Source organism: Halopseudomonas phragmitis (genome assembly GCF_002056295.1).
GTDB lineage: Bacteria > Pseudomonadota > Gammaproteobacteria > Pseudomonadales > Pseudomonadaceae > Halopseudomonas > Halopseudomonas phragmitis.
The window spans coordinates 3,387,154-3,408,464 of record NZ_CP020100.1; the positions used below are offsets into that span (position 1 = coordinate 3,387,154).

Annotated in this window: 13 protein-coding genes; 4 read left to right on the forward strand and 9 right to left on the reverse strand. The window is 60.5% G+C overall.

Annotated features, from left to right (window positions below; genetic code table 11):
• The first annotated feature begins 192 nt into the window (after positions 1-192).
• The 4 genes from nirB (at position 193) to cobA (ending at position 6,735) form a co-directional block, all read left to right on the forward strand.
• On the forward strand, positions 193-2,649 hold the full coding sequence (nirB, locus tag BVH74_RS15670; RefSeq protein ID WP_080051011.1) for a nitrite reductase large subunit NirB: 2,457 nt from the start codon (positions 193-195) through the stop codon (positions 2,647-2,649).
• Entirely contained in the window at positions 2,646-2,972 is a 327-nt protein-coding gene (nirD, locus tag BVH74_RS15675) for a nitrite reductase small subunit NirD (protein WP_080051012.1), read from the forward strand. Before nirB ends, nirD begins: the two co-directional genes overlap by 4 nt.
• A 277-nt stretch (positions 2,973-3,249) precedes the next feature.
• On the forward strand, positions 3,250-5,955 hold the full coding sequence (locus BVH74_RS15680; protein ID WP_080051013.1) for a nitrate reductase: 2,706 nt from the start codon (positions 3,250-3,252) through the stop codon (positions 5,953-5,955).
• A 3-nt stretch (positions 5,956-5,958) separates the two neighbouring features.
• Positions 5,959-6,735, forward strand: coding sequence for a uroporphyrinogen-III C-methyltransferase (gene cobA / locus BVH74_RS15685; protein WP_080051014.1), 777 nt, complete (start codon positions 5,959-5,961; stop codon positions 6,733-6,735).
• Between the two features lie 184 nt (positions 6,736-6,919).
• On the opposite strand, the gene BVH74_RS15690 is transcribed toward cobA, so the two are convergent.
• The 9 genes from BVH74_RS15690 to htpG all read right to left on the reverse strand — a co-directional run bounded on the left by BVH74_RS15690 (position 6,920) and on the right by htpG (position 21,245).
• Positions 6,920-8,704: an ABCB family ABC transporter ATP-binding protein/permease gene (locus BVH74_RS15690; protein WP_080051761.1), complete on the reverse strand. Its 1,785-nt coding sequence runs from the start codon at positions 8,702-8,704 to the stop codon at positions 6,920-6,922.
• 77 nt (positions 8,705-8,781) lie between these two features.
• On the reverse strand, positions 8,782-10,137 hold the full coding sequence (locus BVH74_RS15695; RefSeq protein WP_080051015.1) for a hypothetical protein: 1,356 nt from the start codon (positions 10,135-10,137) through the stop codon (positions 8,782-8,784).
• Positions 10,138-10,390: 253 nt separating this feature from the next.
• Positions 10,391-13,498 (reverse strand): efflux RND transporter permease subunit, encoded by a 3,108-nt coding sequence (locus BVH74_RS15700; protein WP_080051016.1) that lies wholly within the window; start codon positions 13,496-13,498, stop codon positions 10,391-10,393.
• A gap of 10 nt (positions 13,499-13,508) precedes the next feature.
• Positions 13,509-14,537: an efflux RND transporter periplasmic adaptor subunit gene (locus tag BVH74_RS15705; RefSeq protein WP_165443810.1), complete on the reverse strand. Its 1,029-nt coding sequence runs from the start codon at positions 14,535-14,537 to the stop codon at positions 13,509-13,511.
• A gap of 253 nt (positions 14,538-14,790) precedes the next feature.
• Positions 14,791-15,528 (reverse strand): dienelactone hydrolase family protein, encoded by a 738-nt coding sequence (locus BVH74_RS15710; protein WP_231705529.1) that lies wholly within the window; start codon positions 15,526-15,528, stop codon positions 14,791-14,793.
• A gap of 123 nt (positions 15,529-15,651) precedes the next feature.
• Positions 15,652-16,911 carry an FAD-dependent oxidoreductase gene (locus tag BVH74_RS15715; protein ID WP_080051019.1) on the reverse strand — a complete coding sequence of 420 codons (1,260 nt, stop codon included), beginning with the start codon at positions 16,909-16,911 and terminating at the stop codon, positions 15,652-15,654.
• A 410-nt stretch (positions 16,912-17,321) separates the two neighbouring features.
• Positions 17,322-18,275 (reverse strand): LysR family transcriptional regulator, encoded by a 954-nt coding sequence (locus tag BVH74_RS15720; protein WP_080051020.1) that lies wholly within the window; start codon positions 18,273-18,275, stop codon positions 17,322-17,324.
• An 87-nt stretch (positions 18,276-18,362) separates the two neighbouring features.
• A complete protein-coding gene (locus BVH74_RS15725; protein ID WP_080051021.1) occupies positions 18,363-19,136 on the reverse strand; it encodes an SDR family oxidoreductase in 774 nt (257 codons plus the stop codon).
• A gap of 207 nt (positions 19,137-19,343) precedes the next feature.
• The gene (gene htpG / locus BVH74_RS15730) at positions 19,344-21,245 is read right to left on the reverse strand and encodes a molecular chaperone HtpG (protein ID WP_080051022.1); all 1,902 of its coding nucleotides are present in this window, start codon (positions 21,243-21,245) and stop codon (positions 19,344-19,346) included.
• Positions 21,246-21,311: the final 66 nt, after the last annotated feature.

A 21,311-nucleotide genomic window follows, 5' to 3' on the forward strand; every position in this document is an offset into this window, starting at 1 on the left:
GCCATTGAAAAACAATAAAAATATAAATTGGCACACTGTGTGCATTGCTATTACCAGCAATTCACATACAACGGTCCTGTCAACGGCGACAGGTCGTTTCCTGACCGATCAGGACCTGGACAAAGGCGTCCTACCGCGCGAGCGGTGGGGCGCCTTTTTTGTTTTACGCTCATTACAACGGAGCACAACAGGATGCAAAAGCTCAAGCTGGTGATGGTTGGTAACGGCATGGCCGGGGTACGAACCCTGGAAGAACTGCTGAAACTGACGCCCGACCTCTACGAGATCACCGTGTTCGGCGCCGAGCCGCACCCCAACTACAACCGGATCCTGCTGTCACCGGTCCTGGCCGGGGAACAGACCTTCGAGGAAATCATCCTCAACCCGCTGTCCTGGTACGAGGAAAACGGCATTACCCTGCACACCGGCCGCAAGGTGGTGAAGATTGATCGGCGCAACCGCAAGGTGATCGCCGACGACGGCACCGAAGCTGAATACGACCGTCTGCTGCTGGCCACCGGCTCCAACCCGTTCATTCTGCCGATTCCAGGCAACGATCTGGACGGTGTGATCGGCTACCGCGATATCGCCGATACCGAAACCATGATGGAAACCGCCAAGACCCACAAGCATGCGGTGGTAATTGGTGGCGGCCTGCTTGGTCTGGAAGCGGCCAATGGTCTGAAACTGCGCGGCATGGATGTGACCGTGGTGCATATCGGTGACTGGCTGCTGGAGCGCCAGCTCGACCGCACCGCTGGCGAACTGCTGCAGAAGTCGCTGGAAGATCGCGGCCTCAAATTCCTGCTGCCGCAGTTCACCAGCGAGCTGCTGGACGATGGCGACGGCCGTGTCTGCGGCGTCAAGTTCAAGGATGGCAGCGTGATTCCAGCCGATCTGGTGGTGATGGCGGCCGGGATCCGGCCCAACACCGAACTGGCGGAAAGCGCGGGTCTGGCCTGCAACCGCGGGATTTTGGTCAGCGACACCCTGCAAACCTACGACCCGCGCGTCTACGCTATCGGCGAGTGCGCCAATCATCGCGGCATTGCCTACGGCCTGGTAGCCCCGCTGTTCGAGCAGGCTAAGGTCTGCGCCAACCATCTGGCGATGCTCGGCTATGGCCGCTACGAGGGTTCGATCACCTCGACCAAACTCAAGGTCACCGGTATCGACCTGTTCTCCGCTGGCGAGTTCATGGGCGATGACAGCACTGAGCAGATCACCCTGTCCGATCCGATTGGCGGGGTCTACAAGAAGCTGGTGATCAAGGATGACATTCTGGTCGGCGCCTGCATGTACGGCGACACTGCCGACGGTGGCTGGTATTTCCGGATGGTCAAGGAGCGCCACAACATCCGCGAGATTCGTGACCACCTGATGTTCGGCGAGAACGCTATCGGCGACACCGGCCACCAGGGCCAGAACAAAGCCGCCAACATGCCTGACGATATGGAGGTATGTGGCTGCAACGGGGTGTGCAAGGGCACCATCGTCAAAGCGATTCAGGAACACGGGCTGTTCAGTGTCGATGATGTGAAGAAACACACCAAGGCTGGCAGTTCCTGTGGTTCCTGCGTGGGCCTGGTGGAACAGATCGTGATCAATACCGTGGGCGGTGCAGCCGATGTGAAGCCCAAGAGCGAGAAGCCGGTCTGCGGCTGTACCGACCTGAATCACGGCCAGGTGCGCAAGGCGATTCGCGAGCATCACCTGACCAGCATTCCGGAGGCGATGGCTTTCATGGAGTGGCGCACGCCGAACGGCTGTGCGACCTGCCGTCCGGCACTGAACTATTACCTGATTTCGACCTGGCCGGGTGAGGCCAAGGATGATCCGCAGTCGCGCTTCATCAACGAGCGGGCCCATGCCAACATCCAGAAGGATGGCACCTATTCGGTGGTGCCGCGGATGTGGGGCGGCGTGACCAATGCCTCGGAACTGCGGCGGATTGCCGATGTGGCGGACAAGTACAACGTGCCGATGGTCAAGGTGACCGGTGGTCAGCGGATCGATCTGCTGGGCATCAAGAAAGAGGACCTGCCCAATGTCTGGAAGGATCTGGACATGCCCTCGGGGCATGCCTACGGCAAGTCGATTCGTACCGTGAAGACCTGTGTGGGCAGCGAGTTCTGCCGTTTCGGTACGCAGAACTCGACGCAGATGGGGATTGATCTGGAGCACGCCCTGTTCAACATGTGGTCGCCGCACAAGGTGAAGCTGGCAGTTTCGGGTTGCCCGCGCAATTGTGCCGAGTCGGGCATCAAGGATGTGGGGATCATCGGGGTGGATTCCGGCTGGGAGCTGTATATCGGCGGCAACGGCGGGATCAAGACCGAGGCCGGTGAGTTCTTTGTGAAGGTGAAGACCGAGGATGAGGTGATGGAATACTCGCTGGCGTTCCTGCAGCTCTACCGTGAGGAGGCCTTCTATCTGGAGCGTACGGTGCACTATATGCAGCGGGTCGGTATGGAGCACATCAAGCAGGCGGTACTGGAGGATGCTGAACGGCGCAAGGCGCTGCATGAGCGGCTGCTGTTCTCGTTGTCGTTCGAGCAGGATCCGTGGAAGGAGCGGATCGAGAAGGAAGACTTGAAACAGGAATTCCGCCGCATTGCGGTACAGCAGTTGGAAGGAGTGAACGCATGAACTGGCTGGATATCTGTGCTTTGGAAGAGATTCCGCGTTTGGGTTCGCGGGTGATCGATGGTCCCAAGGGTGATATTGCGTTGTTTCGCACCAGCGAGGATGAGGTGTTTGCGCTGGATGACCGTTGCCCGCATAAGGGTGGGCCGCTGTCGCAGGGGATTATCTACGGTAAGCAGGTGGCCTGTCCGCTGCACAACTGGCAGATCCAGTTGGAGAGTGGCGAGGCGGTAGCGCCGGATGTGGGCTGCACCCATCGCTATCCGACCCGGGTTGAGGGTGGTCGGGTGCAGGTGGTTTTGGAAAAGGCGTTGGCGTCGGCATGACGTTGGCACTGATTGATTCGAGTTTCGACGCTGGCGCCATTGCCGGTCGGCTGAGCTGGACACGCTACAAGCACCCTCCGGGGCCTGCCTGCGATCACAGATCGACAAGCGTTCGGCTGCGCGCGAAGCAGTGCTTCGCAATCGCTTGCCTCACCCCTGTGCGCTCGGCGATGCCCATCCCTGGGCATCGACGGTCCAGCTCAGCCGACCGGCAACAGCGCTGCCAAGACTTGCGCAGTCAATCAGTGCTCCCACGATCAGACTCGGATTTCTACAGATGACCAAGACTACAGCTTCCACCTGCTGCTACTGCGGCGTCGGCTGCGGGGTGCTGATCGAGCATGACAACGAGCGCATTCTCGGGGTCAGCGGTGATCCGCAGCATCCGGCCAACCTCGGGCGGCTGTGCAGCAAGGGTTCGACCCTGCATCAGACCGGGGATCTGGCGGCGCGGGCGTTGTTTCCCGAGCTGCGCCTGGGCAAGGGGCTGGCCCGCAGTCGTACCGACTGGGAAACCGCGATGGGTCATGCGGCCCAGGTATTCGGTCAGGCGATTGCCGAGCATGGCCCGGACAGTGTGGCGTTCTACATTTCCGGGCAGTTGTTGACCGAGGATTACTATGCCTTTAACAAGCTGGCACGGGCCCTGGTCGGTACCAACAATATCGACAGCAATTCACGGCTGTGCATGTCCAGTGCGGTGGTGGGTTACAAGCGCAGTCTGGGGGCGGATGCACCGCCCTGCTCTTACGAGGATATCGAGACCAGTGATTGTCTGTTGATCGCTGGCAGCAATATGGCCTTTGCCCATCCTGTATTGTTCCGCCGCCTGGAAGCGGCCAAGGCGGCCAATCCCGACAAACGCATTATTGTGGTTGATCCCCGGCGGACCGATACCTGTGAGATCGCCGATCTGCACCTGGCGGTACAGCCAGGGACCGATGTGGCGCTGTTTCACGGGATTCTGCATATCCTGCTGTGGGAAGGCTGGGTTGATCGGCGTTTTATCGATGCGCATACCGAAGGTTTTGATCAGTTGAAGTCGCTGGTACGAGATTACACGCCGGCGCTGGTCAGTGAGTTGTGTGGTATTCGCGTGCAGGATCTGATGGAAGCGGCGCGGATGATCGGCAGTGCACCGAGCTTTCTGTCGCTGTGGTGCATGGGGCTGAATCAGTCAAGCTCAGGCAGTGCCAAGAACAGTGCCTTGATCAATCTGCATCTGGCCACCGGGCAGATCGGCAAGCCAGGTAGCGGGCCGTTCTCGCTGACCGGCCAGCCCAATGCCATGGGTGGGCGTGAGACTGGTAGTCTGGCCAATCTGTTGCCGGGCCACCGCGATGCTGCCAATGCTGAGCATCAGGGTGAGGTGGCGGCCTATTGGGGAGTTGAGCGGATGCCGCTGAACCCGGGACTCTCGGCCATCGAGCTGTTCGAGGCGGTGCGGGCGGGCAAGATCAAGGCGCTGTGGATTGCCTGTACCAATCCGGCGCAGTCGCTGCCGAATCAGGCGCTGGTGCATGAGGCATTGGCCGGTTGTCCGTTTGTGGTGGTGCAGGAGGCCTTTGCCACTACCGAGACCTGTGCCTATGCCGATTTGCTGCTACCGGCGGCCAGTTGGGGTGAGAAGGAAGGCACTGTAACCAATTCCGAGCGCCGGGTCAGTCATGTGCGCCCGGCGGTGCCGGCCCCCGGAGAGGCGCGGCCGGATTGGGCGATTGTCTGTGATCTGGCCCAGCGGCTGGAGAAACAATTGCGTCCGGGCCAACCGAGCCTGTTCGCGTTTGCCAACCCGGCCGAGCTGTTCGATGAATACAAGGGTCTAACGGCAGGTCGCGATCTGGATTACAGCGGTCTGAGTCATGCCTTGATTGACGAACTGGGCCCGCAGCAGTGGCCGTTTCCATCTGGCGCTGAGCGCGGCACCGAGCGTTTGTATACCGATGGCCGCTTCCCTACTCCGGATGGCCGGGCGCGCTTTATCGCCGAGCAGTTCCAGCCGCCCAAGGAGAAGCGTGAGGCCCGTTTCCCGCTGCTTCTCAATACCGGTCGCCTGCGCGATCAGTGGCATGGCATGAGCCGCACCGGTACGGCGGCGCAGTTGTTCGGTCATGTCGAGCAGGCGCTGATCAGCCTGCATCCCGATGAGCTGCGCAGCCGCAAGCTGAGCGAGGGGCAGTTGGTGCGGGTCAAGAGCCGGCGCGGCAGTCTGGTGCTGCCGGTTCAGGCCGATGAACAGGTGCGTCCGGGCCAGGCTTTCATGCCGATGCATTGGGGTAACCGTTTTCTCAAGGGGCTGGGCATCAACGTGCTGACCCAGCCGGAATTCGATCCGCTGTCCAAGCAGCCGGAACTCAAGCAGGCGGCGATCAATCTGCAGCCGGTGGAGCTGCCCTGGGAGCTGTTCATTCTGGTCGAGGATCAGGTGCAGCAACGCTTCGCTGCTTTGCGTCCGCTCTGTGAAGACTTCGAGTACGCCAGCTTTGCCCTGACCGGACGCGAGCGCTCAGCCTTGCTGGTGCGGGTGGCGCATACCGAGGCTGCCGATGCTGCCTGGCTGGCCAAGGTCGATGCCCTGCTCGGCTTGGATGACGGCCCGGTACTGGTCTATGACGACCCGCGTCGGGCAGTGGGCAAGCGGGTGCGGATTGAAGACGGACGCATCACTGCGATTCGTCTGACCGGCGAAACCGCCGCCCGCGACTGGCTGCGCAATGTCTGGACCAGTGGTGAGGCCGATGCCGACCTGCGTCGCTGGTTCCTCGCCCCGCTCAGCAGTCCGCCCGGTGGAGCAGCGGTCAGTAGCGACAAGACCCTGTGTAACTGCATGAACGTCAGCCAGAGCCAGATCGAAGCCGGCATTGCCCGCGGCCTGGATCTGGACGGTCTCAAGGCCGAACTGGGTTGCGGCACCCAGTGCGGCTCCTGCGTGCCGGAAGTCAAGCGACTGATCGGTCGGCGAGCGAATTTTGTGGAGGCTTGAACAATGCACGCACTAACCCCGAACAACCCCGACACTGTGAATATCTGGCTGGTCGGCGCTGGCCCCGGCGACCCGGAGCTGATTACCCTCAAGGCGGTGCGGGTACTGGCTCAGGCCGAGGTGGTGATGGTCGATGATCTGGTCAACCCGGCGATTCTCGAGCACTGTCCGCAAGCGCGGATCATCCGGGTTGGCAAGCGCGGCGGCTGTCGTTCGACGCCGCAGGCGTTCATCAATCGGCTGATGCTGCGCTACGGTCGTCAGGGCAAGCGTCTGGTGCGGCTCAAGGGCGGTGATCCATGCATCTTCGGCCGCGCTGGCGAAGAAGCCCAGTGGCTGGCCGAGCGCGGGCTCAAGGCCGAGATCATCAACGGCATTACCGCTGGGCTGGCCGGGGCTACTCAATGCGGCATTCCACTGACACTGCGCGGCGTCAGCCGGGGTGTGACGCTGGTGACAGCCCACACTCAGGATGACAGCGAGCTGAACTGGCAGGGTCTGGCTCAGGGTGGCACCACTCTGGTGGTGTATATGGGCGTGGCCCGCTTGCAGCAGATCCAGCAAGGCTTGCTGGAAGGCGGCCTGCCCGCCAGCACCCCGGTGGCCATGATCGAGCGTGCCAGCCTGGCCGACCAGCGCCAATATCAGTGCCGGCTGGATCAGTTGTGCCAGCAGGCCCGCGCGTTCAAACTGCAAAGCCCGGCCGTGCTGGTGATTGGTGAGGTAGTGGCCGAAGCCAAGGCGCTGCTGCCGCAGCTTGCCGAACAGGCAAGTGCCTGAGTGGAAACACTGATTAATTGCACGCAGGCCCGGCAGCCTGGTTGTCGTTGAGCTGTTCTGGACCGTTAGATGCCAGGGATGGCATCTACGAGCCCCCAGGGATGGGTTCACGGCGTGTCCAGAACAGCTCAACGACAACCAGGCCGACACTAAAACCTGACTTAATCAGTGTTTCCTTAACGTCCTACTCCAAACGCTCGCGCTGCTGGTCGGCCCATAGCCGGGCGTAGGCGCCGCCGGTTGCCAGCAGTTCAGTGTGGGTCCCCTGCTCCACTACGCGCCCCTGATCCAGCACCAGAATCCGTTCGGCATGAACGATGGTCGACAGCCTGTGGGCAATCGCCAGGGTAGTGCGCTTGCGGGCTACGGCGTTGAGCGCATCGAGAATCAGCCGCTCGGCATGGGTGTCCAGTGACGAGGTGGCTTCATCAAGGATCAGAATCGGCGGATCCTTGAGCAGCACCCGGGCAATGGCGATCCGCTGCTTCTCACCCCCGGATAATTTCAACCCGCGCTCACCGACCTGGGTGTTCAGCCCCTCGGGCAGGCGCTTGACGAAGTCTTCCAATTGGGCCGCACGCAGCACCCGCCAGATATCGTCCTCACTGGCCCCGGGGCAGCCGTAGGCGACGTTGTAGCCGATGCTGTCGTTGAACAGCACGGTATCCTGCGGTACCACGCCGATGGCCCGGCGCAGACTGTCCTGGGTGACCTCGCGCAGATCCTGGCCATCGATGCGGATGGCTCCGGCGCTGACATCGTAGAAGCGAAACAGTAGCCGGGCCAAGGTTGATTTGCCCGCACCACTGGGGCCAACAATCGCCAGGGTGTGCCCGGCGGGAATCTCCAGGCTGACACCCTTTAGAATCGGTCGCTGCGGCTCATAAGCATAGCCGACCGCCTCGAAGCTCACCGCCCCGCCCTGCACTTTCAGAGCCGGCGCGCCGGGCTTGTCAGCGACCTTGACCGGCTGTTCGAGCAGGCCGAACAGACGTTCGATATTGGTCAGCGCCTCACGAATCTCACGGTAGATGAAGCCGAGAAAGTTCAGCGGAATGAACAGCTGGATCATGTAGGCGTTGATCATTACCAGCTCACCCAGGCTCATGCTGCCAGCTGCCACCTGGTTGGCCGCCAATACCATCATCAGGGTCACCGAACCAGCGATGATCAGCGCCTGGCCGGAGTTCAAGGCCGCCAGCGACAGGCGGTTCTTCATCCGTGCCGCTTCCCATCCAGCCAGATGGCGGTCGTACTCCTGGGCTTCAAACCGCTCATTGCCGAAATACTTGACCGTCTCGTAATTGAGCAGGCTGTCTACCGCACGGGTATTGGAGCGGTTGTCCATCTTGTTGCTTTCACGCACGAAGCGGTTGCGCCACTCAGTGCACCAGATTGAAAACGTCCCGTACAGAATCACCGAGCCCAGCACGGTCAGCGCATACACCGGACTGAAATTGACCAGCAGGATCACTGCAATCAGGCCAATTTCCAGCAGGGTTGGCAGGATATTGAAGACCATGAAGCGCAGCAGAAAGCTGATGCCACTGGTCCCGCGCTCGATATCACGGGCCAGACCACCGGTACGTCGTGCCAGGTGAAAACCCAGATCCAGCCGGTGCAGATGCTCGAAAACCCTGAGTGAGATACGCCGCATGGCCCGCTCGGCAACCCGGGCGAATACCGCATCACGCAGTTCGGAGAAAAACACCGAGGAAAAACGCAGAAGGCCGTAGGCTGCAAGCAAGGCTACTGGCACCAGGATCAGGGCCTCAGTGACCGATTCGAAATGCTCGACGATCAGCTTGAGCACCCAGGGCACCGCTACCCCGGCAAGCTTGGCCACGAACAGAAAGGCCATGGCCAGTAATACTCGGCCACGAAATTCGTTGAGATAGGGAATCAGGCTGGTGATGATCCGCCAGTTGACCGGAGCGTTGGCGTACTGATTATCGGAGTGAGGACGCATGTTGGGCTGAGGGCCAAGGCTGAAGAAGCCGACAGAGTGTGGGCTTGCCATCGATGATGGTCAAGCCCACGATTGTCTCAGTCCTCGTGCGGAATCGGGTCCGGGTTACGATCCCAGCCGACCATCAGCAGCGTGGCCAGGACCCCCAACCCCAGACCGGTCCAGGGATCGAAGAACGCCAGCCCGGCGCCAATCACCAGTACCGTACCCCGCGCGGTGTTGTTGCGTGGAATAGACATGGCCACATAGGCACAGGCGAAGGCGGTCAGCATCAGGGTCAGCGCCAGCGCCACATACAGCAGTGGTTGCAGCCCGGTGAGCAGCGGCTTGAGGAAGAACAGCAGCGGAATCCCCATCAGGTAATAGGAAATCAGTCCGCTGTGCAGGCTGTTCATGGCCTGTTTACCCTGAGCCCAGCGCTGCACGATGATCACCTGCACCCCAGTCCACATCGCGCCCTGGGTCGGGAAGAACGGCGCGAACAGCCCCAGCAATGCGTTGCGGATACCGACCGACAGGTGGGTCCGGGTCGGATTGATGTCGACATGCTCGTCGTGACGCTTGCTCAGGCCGTCGCGGATCACTTCGTTGCCGGTGACGATATCGCCGAACAGGATCACGTAGGTGATGATCGCCAGCGGTATGGCCTTGATATACATATCCCAGCTCGGCCAGCCAATAGCGAAGGGCGACATCTTGGCGAAGGCGTCACCCACCGGCGGAATCAAGATGCCCCACTGGATGTTGTAACTGATCTCGCCGACCATCGGCCCAACTACCGCTGCAATGAAAAAGCCCGGCAACAGACCTAGTGCCGCAATCAGTGCGACCAGTTTGTGCCTCTCCTTGAGCTTCTGCATCGGCAGCGAAAAGGAGAAGATCAGGCACACCGCGCAAGCCAGCATGATGCTTACCGGTTGATGCGAGAGCAACGCCGGCTGCGAACCGTCACCGACAAACACCCGCTGCACCGCAGCAATCGCGGCGCCGAGGATGATCCCGGCCTTGAGCGTGTCTGGCAGCCAGAGCACCAGTTTCTTGCCCAGCCCGGTTATCCCCAACAACACCAACAGTACGGCAAAGTTCAGTGATAGCGCGGTCATCACCTGGAACCGCGAGGCCGGGTCTTCGTATCCGGTCAACACGAAGGTCAGCACCAGCGGCAACGCCGGGGTGATCCAGCCAGGAGCATAGGGTTCGCCAAAGAAGATCAGCGCGGAGCCGATCAGAATGGAGTGCAGCATGGAAACGGCCACGGCTTCTTCGAAGCTCAGGCCGAAGGCACCGGTCATGATCGGGATCAGGGCCAGGCCGGTAGCGGCGGCCACGAAGAACCCCTGCAGGGCCTCCTGCCAGTAGAACCGCGTGTGGTAGAACGGCAAACGGAAAGTGAACGGCCCCCAGCGCCATCCAGGCAATTCGGGTTGAGACATAGCTGACTCCGTGGTTCTTATTGGACTTATTGTGTGGCCTGGCCGCAGTGCAACTCAGGCAGCAGTCATTATGCCCAGCGCGGCAAAAAAGTACATGCACCCCGCCAACCATGCGGGTTACGCCTTATGGGCCCCAGCCAGCGTCGGAAGCGCCCAGTGACGCGGGCTGGAGCCGGGTCTGCGGGCCTGACAGCGCCCACGCCCAGGCCGCACCCGAATTATCACGCTGATGAATAGATCATTTCCGACTGTTTCAGGCGCTGGCTTGCTGCTCACTGTCCAGGCGATGACGCACCGCATCCGGTGAGCCAGTCCCTCGCGCCATCAGGCTATACAGTACCGGGATCACAAACAGGGTCAGGAACATCGACACGCTGACTCCGGACACCACCACGATGCCAATGACCTGGCGGGTTTCCGCGCCCGGACCGAACGCCAGCACCAAGGGAATCGAGCCTGCCACCGTGGTTACCCCGGTCATCAGGATCGGCCGCAGACGCAGAGTGCTGGCCTCGATCAAAGCCTGCTCGAAGGGCTTGCCGGCATCACGCAACTGGTTGGCGAACTCGACGATCAGGATACCGTTCTTGGCCGCCAGACCAATCAGCATCACCAGGCCGATTTGGCTGTAGAGGTTCAGGGTGTTGCCGGTCAGCCACAGCCCGACCAGGGCTCCGCCCACCGCCAGGGGTACACCAAACATGATCACCAACGGGTGAATAAAGCTTTCGAACTGAGCCGCCAGCACCAGAAATACCACGATCAGGCCCAGCACAAACACGAACAGCAGTGAGCCACTGGCATTACGCAGGTCCAGTGATTGGCCCTTGTAGTCGATCACCAGGTTTTCCGGCAGGTGCTCACGGGCCAGGCGCTCGACATGATCCAGGGCGGTGCCCAGGGCCACGCCATCGGCCAGCGAGGCATCAATGGTGATCGCCCGATTGCGGTTGTAACGGTTCAGGGTGGTCGAGCCGGCATATTCTTCCAGACTGACCAGGTTCGACAATGGAATCAGCTGCCCGCTACTGGCCGAGCGCACATAGATATTTTCCATGCTGGCCGCCCGGCGCTGGGTCTCGCGCTCACCTTCGAGGATGACATCGTATTCCTCGCCTTCATCAATGTAGGTAGTCACCCGCCGCGAACCCAGCATGGTTTCCAGGGTCCGGCCAATAGTACTGATATTGACCCCCAGATCGGCAGCCCGGTCATAATCGATCTGCACCTCCAGCTGTGGCTGGGTTTCCTTGTAGTCGGAATCGATATTGGTCAGCCCTGGATTGTCCTCAGCGATCTTGCTCAGCAGGATATCGCGCCACTCGGCCAGTTCGTCGTAGCTGCCCGCCCCGCCAATCACCAGCCGGAATGGCTGCTGTTGACCGCTGGCAAAGCCCTGGCGCATGACCGGGAAGGCCCGGACCCCGGGCAGATCGCTCAGGCGCGCCTGAATGTCCGCCATGATTTCCCAACCACTGCGGCGCTGCCCCCAATCCTCCAGCACTACCACGGCAATCCCGGTATTGAAGGTGGTCACCGCGCCAAAGGCCCGTGGCGCACGCACCAGCAAGCGACTGATCTCACCAGCGTCGACCAGATCCATCAGGCGTTTTTCGATTTCATCCATGTACTCAAGCATGTAGTCATAGGAGGCGCCTTCCGGGCCATTAACCATGACGAACAGAGAACCACGGTCCTCACGCGGGGTGTACTCACTGGGCAGCTTGTTGAACAGCCAGCCAGTGCCAGCAAACATCAACAGGAACACCAGCAACGCCGCCCAACGGAAACGCAAGACGAAACGCAGAGCCTTAGCGTAAATACCCCGGGACAGCAACAGTACCCGCTCAACCCAGCGGCTCAGCCAGTTATCTTCGTCATGCGCCTTGAGCACCTTGGATGCCAGCATTGCCGACAAGGTCAGCGCCACGAAACTGGAGAAGGCCACGGCTGCAGCCATGGTCAGGGCAAACTCGGAGAACAGCCGACCGACATCACCCTGCAAAAAAGCGATGGGGACGAACACCGCCACCAGCACCAGGGTGGTCGAGACCACCGCAAAGGCCACCTGCCGGGCTCCGTAGAAAGCCGCCACCAGAGGCGTTTCTCCCTCTTCATCGATACGCCGGCGAATGTTCTCGAGCACAATGATGGCATCATCCACCACCAGACCGATCGCCAATACCAGCGCCAGCAGGGTCAGCAGGTTGACGGTAAAGCCAAATAGCAACAGGCCGATGAAGGTTGCAGTAATCGAAACCGGCAGGGTCACCGCAGGCACCAGAATCGCCCGCGGACTGCCAAGAAACAGGAAGATCGCCAGCACCACCAGTACCAGCGCGATCAACAGGGTACTGTAGACCTCTTTGATCGCGCCCTCGATAAACACCGAGCTATCGAAACTGGGCAGAATCTGCATGCCCTCCGGCAGGGTCGGATTCAGCGCTTCAACCAGCTCACGAGCTGCCCTGGACACATCCAGGGTGTTGGCGGTGGACTGCCGCTCCAGGCCAATACCGACCATGGGCACGCCATTGCCACGGAACAGATTGCGCTCTTCTTCGGTGCCCCGCTCGACCCTGGCCACATCACCCAGACGCACCAGATAGTTGTCATCGCCCCGGGCAATCACCAGCCGGGCGAACTCTTCAGGCAAGGTGAAACTGCGTGCTACCCGTACGGTAAACAAACGGTTCAGCGACTCGATACTGCCGGCCGGCAGTTCAACGTTCTCGGCCCGCAGTGCATTCTCGACATCCGCTACGGTCAGATTACGCGCTGCCAGCGCCTCACGGTCGAGCCAGACCCGCATGGCATAACGCTGGGCGCCACCAACACGCACCTGGCCTACCCCATCTAGAGTGGAAAACCGGTCAACCAGATAGCGCTCAGCGTAATCGGTCAGCTCCGGCAGGGTCATCCGGTCACTGGCCAGGTTCCACCAGACGATCACGTCCTGGTTGGCATCCAGCTTGCGGACCTGGGGTGGGTCGGCCTCATCGGGCAGTGAACGCAGCAGCCCGGAAACCCGGTCACGGATATCGTTGGCCGCTTCGTTGACGTCCTTGTTGATCGAAAACCGCACGGTAATGATCGAACGACTGTCTTCGCTGCGCGACTCGATATATTCGATACCCTCAACCCCGGCGATCCGCTCCTCAATCACCTGAGTGATTTGCGAGTCGATCACGCTGGCGGCGGCGCCGACATAGGTGGTGTCGATATTGACCACCGGCGGGTCGATGTCGGGGTATTCGCGCAACGGCAGCATACTGAAGGCAACCAGGCCAAAGATTACCAGCAACAAAGCCAGTACCGTGGCGAAGACCGGCCGAACGACTGCCGTATCCGAAAGAATCATCGGCGCGTCCTCAGTTGACTACAGGGTTGTTGGACAGCGCCTCAGCCAAGGGTGCGCCCGGCTCCAGTACCGCCTTGATCACGACCCTCTGCCCCGGCTGGACCCGGAAGCCGCCGTGACTGATCACCTGTTCGCCCAATTGCAGCCCAGAGGTCACTTCGACCAGACCTGGATAACGCTCGCCGATGTTGATCTGGCGCCGCTCGGCTACCCAGCCCCCGTCTCGCTCGCTCAACAACATGACGAACTGACGCCGCCCGACCGGCACCAGAGCTTCCTCGGGAATCACCAGGGCCTCACGCGGGGCGCTGGCAATCCGCACCGTCATTAGCATCCCCGGGCGCAGCAGGCCATCGGGGTTGGGAATCAGCGCCCGCACCCGGATCGACCGGGTCACCGGGTCGACTTCATTGTCCACACCACTGATCTCGCCCTCGAACAGCCGACCAGCGAAGGCTGCACTACTGGCAGTGATCGCCAGCCCCGGACGAATCGAAGCCAGGCGGGTTTCCGGCACACTGAAATCGAGTTTCATGACACTGTCGTCATGCAGGGTTGCCACCGGCGTCCCGGGGGTCAGCAGACTGCCGACACTGACCTGACGCAGCCCCACCACGCTGTCGAACGGAGCCCGGATCAGGCGATCGGCCAGGCGTGCCTCAACAGCCCTGAGACGAGCTTGGGCCAGTTCGCGCTCACGGCGCCGGTCATCCAGTTCCTGATCGGAGACAAACCGCCGCTCGACCAGTTGTTGGGCCCGTTGCAGTTGCCGCTCGGCATCATTGAACGCCACCCGGGCTTCTTCGAGCTGAGCGAGTTGTTCACGGTTGGTCAACTCGACCAGAATATCGCCAGCCTTGAGCCGCTGGCCGTCGGTAAAGTGAATACGGGAGATGGTTTCGGTCATGTTGGCGGTGACCACTGCGGTTTCGTTAGCCTGCAGCGTGCCGAGCGCCTCGATTTCATTGGCGATCTCGCGCTGTTCGACGGCGGCTACGATGACCTGCATCGGTTGTTGCGCCAGAGCCGGCAAAACCATACAGCATCCCAAGAGCCAACCGGCGGCCCAGCGCCTGACTCGTACCATCCTAAACATGTTTGATTCCTACTTACGCTTTGGCAGAAAGCCGCGAATTATACGTGACCCGATAGTCGCTCAATGATGACGCTGCGGCCGGCTTTTGCATACGGCTAATTCCTACAGGATGTGACAGCCCGTCTGAACGACGCGTTCAGCGTAATGGAACCCTGCGCCCACCTGCGCCAACGCGGCGGCCAGTGGGCGCAACCAGTCAATTGCCAAGGGTCTCGGCAAAGAACTGGTGCATGGCATTGAACGCCCTGGTGGCAACCTTTTCATGGTACTGCGCCTGCCCAGGCACATTAGCGGTCGGGTCGGTAAACGAGTGAACCGCGCCGCCATAGCTGACCAGTTGCCAGTCCACGCCAGCCTCACGCATCTCAGCCTCGAAAGCCAGCACCTGTTCGGTCGGCACATAGGGATCATCGGCGCCATGCAACACCAGCACGGGTGCCTTGATCGCCTTGGCATCGGCCACATTGGGCGTATCGAGATTGCCATGGAAGGACACTACAGCGCCAATCGAGGTACCCGAGCGAGCCAGCTCCAGCACCGTCCCACCGCCGAAACAGAAGCCAATGGCCGCCAGTCGTTCGGCATCCAGCCCAACTTCATCGGCTTGATCCTTGAACACCTCCAGCGCGGCATTGACCCGCTGGCGCATCAGCGCCCGGTCCGAGCGCACGAAGCTGGCAGCCTTGCCCGCCTCGTCGGTGTTCTGCGGGCGAATATCCTTGCCGTACATGTCCGCCACGAACACCACATACTCAGAGCCGCCGGCACGATAGGCTTTCTTTGCCGCATTCTCGGTCACACCCATCCAGTTGGGTACCATCAGGATGCCTGGCCGCCGCTCACTGACCGCATCGTCATACACCAACATGCCCTGATAGGCCTCGCCGTCAATCTCATAGTCGACCCGTTCAACAACCATTGCAGCCTGCGTCATTCCCGTTACTCCCGCCATCAGCAAGGTGGACACTATCCTTTTCATGCTTTTCCCCTTTATCCATCGGTTCATTTACAGTGCATCAAGCTTAGCAGCAGTACCACACCGGCATGGGCGCTCGGCTCATGCCGCTTGCACGCCCGTAGCAGCCAGCTCCGCGCCGTTCAGCGTCAGGTTGCTCAGGGCCAGTTGGCGGTCAAACAGCAAGCCGGTCTTGAGCCCGGCAACGGTACGCAATGCTTCACGCCGGGAGAGAGGCAACTGATTGGCCAGACGAAAACAGGCGTCACGCCATACCGCATAACCGGCTCGGTCCGACTGAAACAACGGAGTCAGCATGCGGCTGGCCAGTTGGTAGAAACGCAAGTGACGTCGGCGCACTGCACTGTAACGGGCGAAAGCCTCGGCCAGCCCGGACTCACGCTGAACCGCAGCGGCTAGTTCCCAGCCATCGACCAGAGCCAGATTGGCACCCTGCCCCAACTGCGGACTCATGCCGTGCGCGGCGTCACCAATCACCACCACCCGCCCCTGATGCCATTGGCGCATGCGCACATCGGCATACATCGCCATCGGCAACTGCTCGTGGGTTTCGATATGCGCCAACGCAGTCCCGGTATCCGGCCAGCAATCAATCACTTGCTGCTTCCAGACGTTCAGGTCCGTGGCCTGCCAGGCCGGATAATCGGATACCTTGAGGCTCCAGAAAAAACTGCGGCAGGGCTGTTCAGTACCTGGTTGCAACCCACTGGGCATCAGCCCGACCATGATCCTGGCAGCGTCATAGCGCTGCAACAAGGCTGCAGGCTGGTCAAACGGCGATGGGCTGATATGCCAAAGAGCGCCCCAGGGGTATGGCCGTATCTGCTGCTTCACCGCCAGCTGGGCACGCAGGCGTGACTGGGTGCCATTGGCAATGATCAGGCCATCGAAGCCGCCAAGGCGCCGGCCATCGGCCAGCTCAAGCTGCAGCTGGCGTGCGCCCGGATCGCCGAAACTCTCCACCTCAGCCTCCAGTTCAATCTCCACGCCGGTTGCCAGAGCCTCGGCATGCAGCACCGCCAACAGATTGCCACGATGCACACCCAAGCCGTAGGCGCCACTGCCCAGATCGCTGTAGCGAACATCCATTACCCGCAGCCCATCACGACGGCGGCCATCCAGCGCCTCGATCCGAGTGGCCCGGCCGGCCACCGCCGGCAACATCTGCATGCGGTCCAGCACCTCGATGCCCGATGGCTGAATCAGCAGCCCGGCCCCCCGGGCCTGCGGCTGAGCGAAACGCTCAAACAGCGTTACCCGATGCCCCAACCGGACCAGCATGATCCCTGCGCTTAGCCCAGCGGTTCCACAGCCAACAATGGCGAAATGATGATGTGACATCCTGCCCTCCCTAGGGTCTGTTGACGTTTCATCGCAAACCACGTTGCTGCGAAAAATGTCGCCAGGCTAGGCGTGGGACGCAGGTAATGGTCGCTCCCTTGCCAAGTCCCACAACAACGCATGGCGACATTTTACGCGCAACCCGAAGGGCCGGGCCTGTTTTTGCGCGATGCTGCGTTGCTCAATGCTTATTTGGCCCACCAAACCTCGCATCTCGCGCCTTGCCTCGCGCAAAAACAGGCGCCGGCGCGGTTGCGATGAAACGTCAACAGACCCTAGCGATTGATGTCTGCGGCGGATTGCTGTAGCCAGTCTCTCGTTTGCTCTGACCACAGCCCAGTGCGCTCACAAGGGCTGCAAATTCAGCGGCTAACAAATGCAACGAATGCGATGGAGCAATCAACTGGTATTTACGGCAGTGCGAGCCCTTTGCGTTGCTCGCGCTCAAGACCGTTACGGATATCTAGATGTGGCTGTATCAACGCCTCGAACCACTCATGGAAGACAGCCAACCGCCGCGAACGCTGGCGGCGGTGTGGGTAGAGCAAGGACACTGGCATCGAAGCCGCACGGTGGGTCGGCATGACCTCCACCAACTGGCCTGAGTCCAGCAGGTTCTGGATATCAAAACGTGGGATTTGAATCAACCCCAACCCTGCCAGACAGCAGGCAATGTAGTTTTCAGCATTGTTAACGACTACCCGACTGGGCACGTCGAGCAGTTGCTCGCTACCATCATCGGACTGGAACTCCCAGGGCAGCTCCCTGCCTGACTTCGGCGAGGCATAGCCCACAGCCCAATGCCCGTCGAGCAACTCGGCTGGCTGATTCGGTTCTCCATGCTCGCGCAGATAGCTCGGACTCGCACAATTGATCAAGGTGATGTGACCCAGCGGTCGTACCACGAGACTGCTCTCATGCAACGAACCAACGCGTATTGCGCAGTCCACACCTTCCTGTACCAGATCGATGACGCGGTCGGTCGAGCTCAGGGTCAATTGCAGCCGGGGATAGCGGCGCAGCAGATCTGGTAGCGCCGGCGCAATCAAACGTCGGGCGATACGGCTGGGAGCATCGATGATGAGCCGGCCAGCAGCCTCGCGCTGGCCGGTTCGGAACAACTGCTCGATGTCTTCCACTTCAACCAACAAAGGACGCACACGATCCAGCAACCGCTCACCATCGGGTGTCAATCGTACCTGGCGCGTCGTCCGGTGCAACAGGCGCACGCCCAGTTGTGCCTCCAACTGCTGGACGGCCGCAGACACCGACGCACGCGGCACCTCCAGGGCGTTGGCCGCCTTGATGAAGCTGCCCATTTCAGCAACCTGAGCAAATACTCGATACTGCTCGAACCTGTCCATGCCTCTGCCCTGTCGATCATCTGGAGGTTAGCCCGCCAAGCCTCGCAGCACACTCCGATCAGGCCGCCTGTACGGGTGCCAGCATGCCTACTTCGTAGTGTAGCCACCGTTGATGAGGATGGTCTGCCCGGTAATCCACCAGCCATCGCTGACCAGGTGCCGGATGAAAGGAACTACATCCTCAATTTCGGTCAGGCCGGTCTTGCTGAACGGCGACAGCGCAGCAGCAGTCTTGTGATAAGCCACCGCGTCCGCCCCCTCGGCCGGGTAAAAGAACGGCGTATCCATCGGACCAGGACCGACCGCTGTCACCGAGATACCGCGAGCACCGAACTCCTTGGCGGCCGCACGAGTGTAGTGCTCGACCGGCGCCTTGGCGCCAGCATAGGCAGCATAGAACGGAGTAAAAGCACCTAGCAGCGACGTCACCACGGTGCAGACTTTGCCATTGTCGTTGAGGTTCTTGCCCGCCTCTTTTAGGAAAAAGAAGGCGGTCTTGGAATTGACTGCCGCCATCTCGTCGTACTCAGCTTCGCTGATCTCGACCAACGGTTTCTTGAGCACCTTACCAACAGTGTTGATGGCGATGTCTGGCTTGCCAACGGCAGCAATGGCATCGGCGAACAGCTTCTCGATAGCACCGGCCGTCGTCAGATCAGCCTGCAGGGCCACGGCCTGCGCGCCGCTGGCCTGGATTGCGGCGACGGTCGCGTCGGCATCGGCTTTGGACGCAGCGCTGTTGTAGTGGATCGCAACAGCCTTGGCGCCCTGTGCGGCCAAATCCCGGGCGATCAGACCGCCGAGGTTCTTGGCACCACCGGCGATGAGAACAACTTTGTCTTGGATGGAATGGTCTGCCATGAGAAATCTCCTTCACGAGTCAACGGAGAGTTCAGCTTAGGCGGCAATCAGCCAGGCAATAAACTGCCTGTGACTGGATGGATCATCCAGAAAAACAGCCTAATCAGGGGTATTTTGGCAAACAAAACATGCAATTCATGAATCATAAATGACGAAAGCCCCCTGTGCAGCAGCGTCAGGGGGCTTGTTGTGAGCAGGGCTCAGGGCTTACTTGCTGAGCTCTACCAGCAGTGCGTTGAGCCGGCGCACATAGCTGCCCGGATCCTGCAGCGCTTCACCAGCGGCCAGTGCGGCCTGATCGAACAGAATCCGGGTCAGGTCGGCGAAACGCTCCTCGTCCTGCTCGGCATCGAGTTTCTCCAGCAGCGGATGGGTCGGATTGACCTCAAGGATCGGCTTGCTCTCCGGCGCTTTCTGGCCGGTGGCCTCAAGGATCTTGCGCATCTGCAGACCCATGCCGTCCTCGTTGATCACCAGTACCGCAGGCGAGTCAGTCAGACGGTGCGAGACCTTGACCGCGTCGACTTCCTCGCCCAGCACACCCTTGATGCGCTTGAGCAGATCTTCCTTGGCCTTGGCTACCTCTTCCTGGGCCTGCTTGTCTTCCTCTTCGAGCTTGCCAAGATCGAGGTCGCCGCGGGCAATATCGACGAACTGCTTGCCCTGGTATTCGCTCAGGTGGCTCATCAGCCACTCGTCGATACGGTCGGTCAGCAGCAGTACCTCGATGTTCTTCTTGCGGAAGATCTCCAGGTGCGGGCTGTTCTTGACCTGGCTGTAGCGCTCGCCGGTCAAGTAGTAGATCTTGTCCTGGCCCTCGCTCATGCGCTCAAGGTAGGTATCCAGACTCACACTTTCACTGTCATCGTTGTTGGCGGTGGAAGCAAAGCGCAGCAAGCCGGCAATCTTCTCGCGGTTAGCGAAGTCTTCGGCCGGGCCCTCTTTCATCACACTGCCGAAGGCCTTCCAGAACTCTGCGTATTTCTCCGGCTCGTTCTTGGCCAGCTTCTCCAGCATATCCAGCACGCGTTTGGTCAGTGCCGACTTCATGCTGTCGATCGCCGGATCCTTCTGCAGGATCTCGCGCGAGACGTTGAGCGACAGATCGTTGGAGTCGACCACACCCTTGATAAAGCGCAGGTACAGCGGCAGGAACTGCTCGGCGTCATCCATAATGAACACCCGCTGCACGTACAGCTTAAGCCCGCGTGGAGCCTCACGCTGATACAGATCGAACGGTGCCCGACCCGGCACATACAGCAGGCTGGTGTATTCCAGTTTGCCTTCGACCTTGTTGTGACTCCAGCTCAACGGGTTCTCGAAGTCGTGGGCAACGTGCTTGTAGAACTCCTGGTACTCCTCATCCTTGACCTCAGTACGCGGGCGGGTCCACAGGGCGCTGGCACGGTTGACGCTTTCCCACTCGGTCTCGGCAGGCTTATCGGCCTCTTCGCCAAAATGCTGCTTCGGCAGCTCGATCGGCAAGGAGATGTGGTCGGAGTACTTCTTGATGATGCTGCGCAGGCGCCAGCCATCGGCGAACTCACTCTCGGCCGCCTTAAGGTGCAGCACAATGCGGGTACCACGCTCGGGCTTGTCGACGGTCTCGATGGTAAACTCCCCCTCACCGCTCGACTCCCAGCGCACCCCCTCTTCGGCCTTGAGGCCGGCGCGGCGGGTGAACACTTCAACCTTGTCGGCAACGATAAAGGCGCTGTAGAAACCGACCCCGAACTGGCCGATCAGGTGTGAATCCTTTTTCTGGTCACCGGTCAGTTGCTGCATGAACGCGGCGGTACCGGATTTGGCAATGGTACCGAGATTCTCGATCACCTCAGCGCGCGACATGCCGATACCGTTATCTTCGATGGTCAGGGTCTTGGCAGCTTCGTCTCCACTGATGCGAATGCGCAGGTTCGGCTCGTTTTCGAGCAGTTCCGGCTTGGCGATGGCTTCGAAACGCAGTTTGTCCGAGGCATCCGAGGCGTTGGAAATCAACTCGCGGAGAAAGATCTCCTTGTTCGAGTACATCGAATGGATCATCAGGTGCAGCAGTTGCTTCACCTCGGTCTGAAATCCAAGCGTTTCCTTATGGGCGTCCACGGTCATGGCGTCAAGTTCTCCACTCAAGGTCAAATGTAGGGGCTATTGCCGCTATTGGAATGACCTAGTAGA

What these genes read in the sequence shown, in the direction of transcription:
- BVH74_RS15700 (WP_080051016.1), bottom strand. Translation starts at nt 13,498, where the DNA reads ATGATTCTTTCGGATACGGCAGTCGTTCGGCCGGTCTTCGCCACGGTA.
- cobA (WP_080051014.1), top strand. Translation starts at nt 5,959, where the DNA reads ATGCACGCACTAACCCCGAACAACCCCGACACTGTGAATATCTGGCTG.
- BVH74_RS15680 (WP_080051013.1), top strand. Translation starts at nt 3,250, where the DNA reads ATGACCAAGACTACAGCTTCCACCTGCTGCTACTGCGGCGTCGGCTGC.
- BVH74_RS15690 (WP_080051761.1), bottom strand. Translation starts at nt 8,704, where the DNA reads ATGCGTCCTCACTCCGATAATCAGTACGCCAACGCTCCGGTCAACTGG.
- BVH74_RS15720 (WP_080051020.1), bottom strand. Translation starts at nt 18,275, where the DNA reads ATGGACAGGTTCGAGCAGTATCGAGTATTTGCTCAGGTTGCTGAAATG.
- nirD (WP_080051012.1), top strand. Translation starts at nt 2,646, where the DNA reads ATGAACTGGCTGGATATCTGTGCTTTGGAAGAGATTCCGCGTTTGGGT.
- htpG (WP_080051022.1), bottom strand. Translation starts at nt 21,245, where the DNA reads ATGACCGTGGACGCCCATAAGGAAACGCTTGGATTTCAGACCGAGGTG.
- BVH74_RS15710 (WP_231705529.1), bottom strand. Translation starts at nt 15,528, where the DNA reads ATGACGCAGGCTGCAATGGTTGTTGAACGGGTCGACTATGAGATTGAC.
- BVH74_RS15725 (WP_080051021.1), bottom strand. Translation starts at nt 19,136, where the DNA reads ATGGCAGACCATTCCATCCAAGACAAAGTTGTTCTCATCGCCGGTGGT.
- BVH74_RS15715 (WP_080051019.1), bottom strand. Translation starts at nt 16,911, where the DNA reads ATGTCACATCATCATTTCGCCATTGTTGGCTGTGGAACCGCTGGGCTA.
- BVH74_RS15695 (WP_080051015.1), bottom strand. Translation starts at nt 10,137, where the DNA reads ATGTCTCAACCCGAATTGCCTGGATGGCGCTGGGGGCCGTTCACTTTC.
- BVH74_RS15705 (WP_165443810.1), bottom strand. Translation starts at nt 14,537, where the DNA reads ATGGTTTTGCCGGCTCTGGCGCAACAACCGATGCAGGTCATCGTAGCC.
- nirB (WP_080051011.1), top strand. Translation starts at nt 193, where the DNA reads ATGCAAAAGCTCAAGCTGGTGATGGTTGGTAACGGCATGGCCGGGGTA.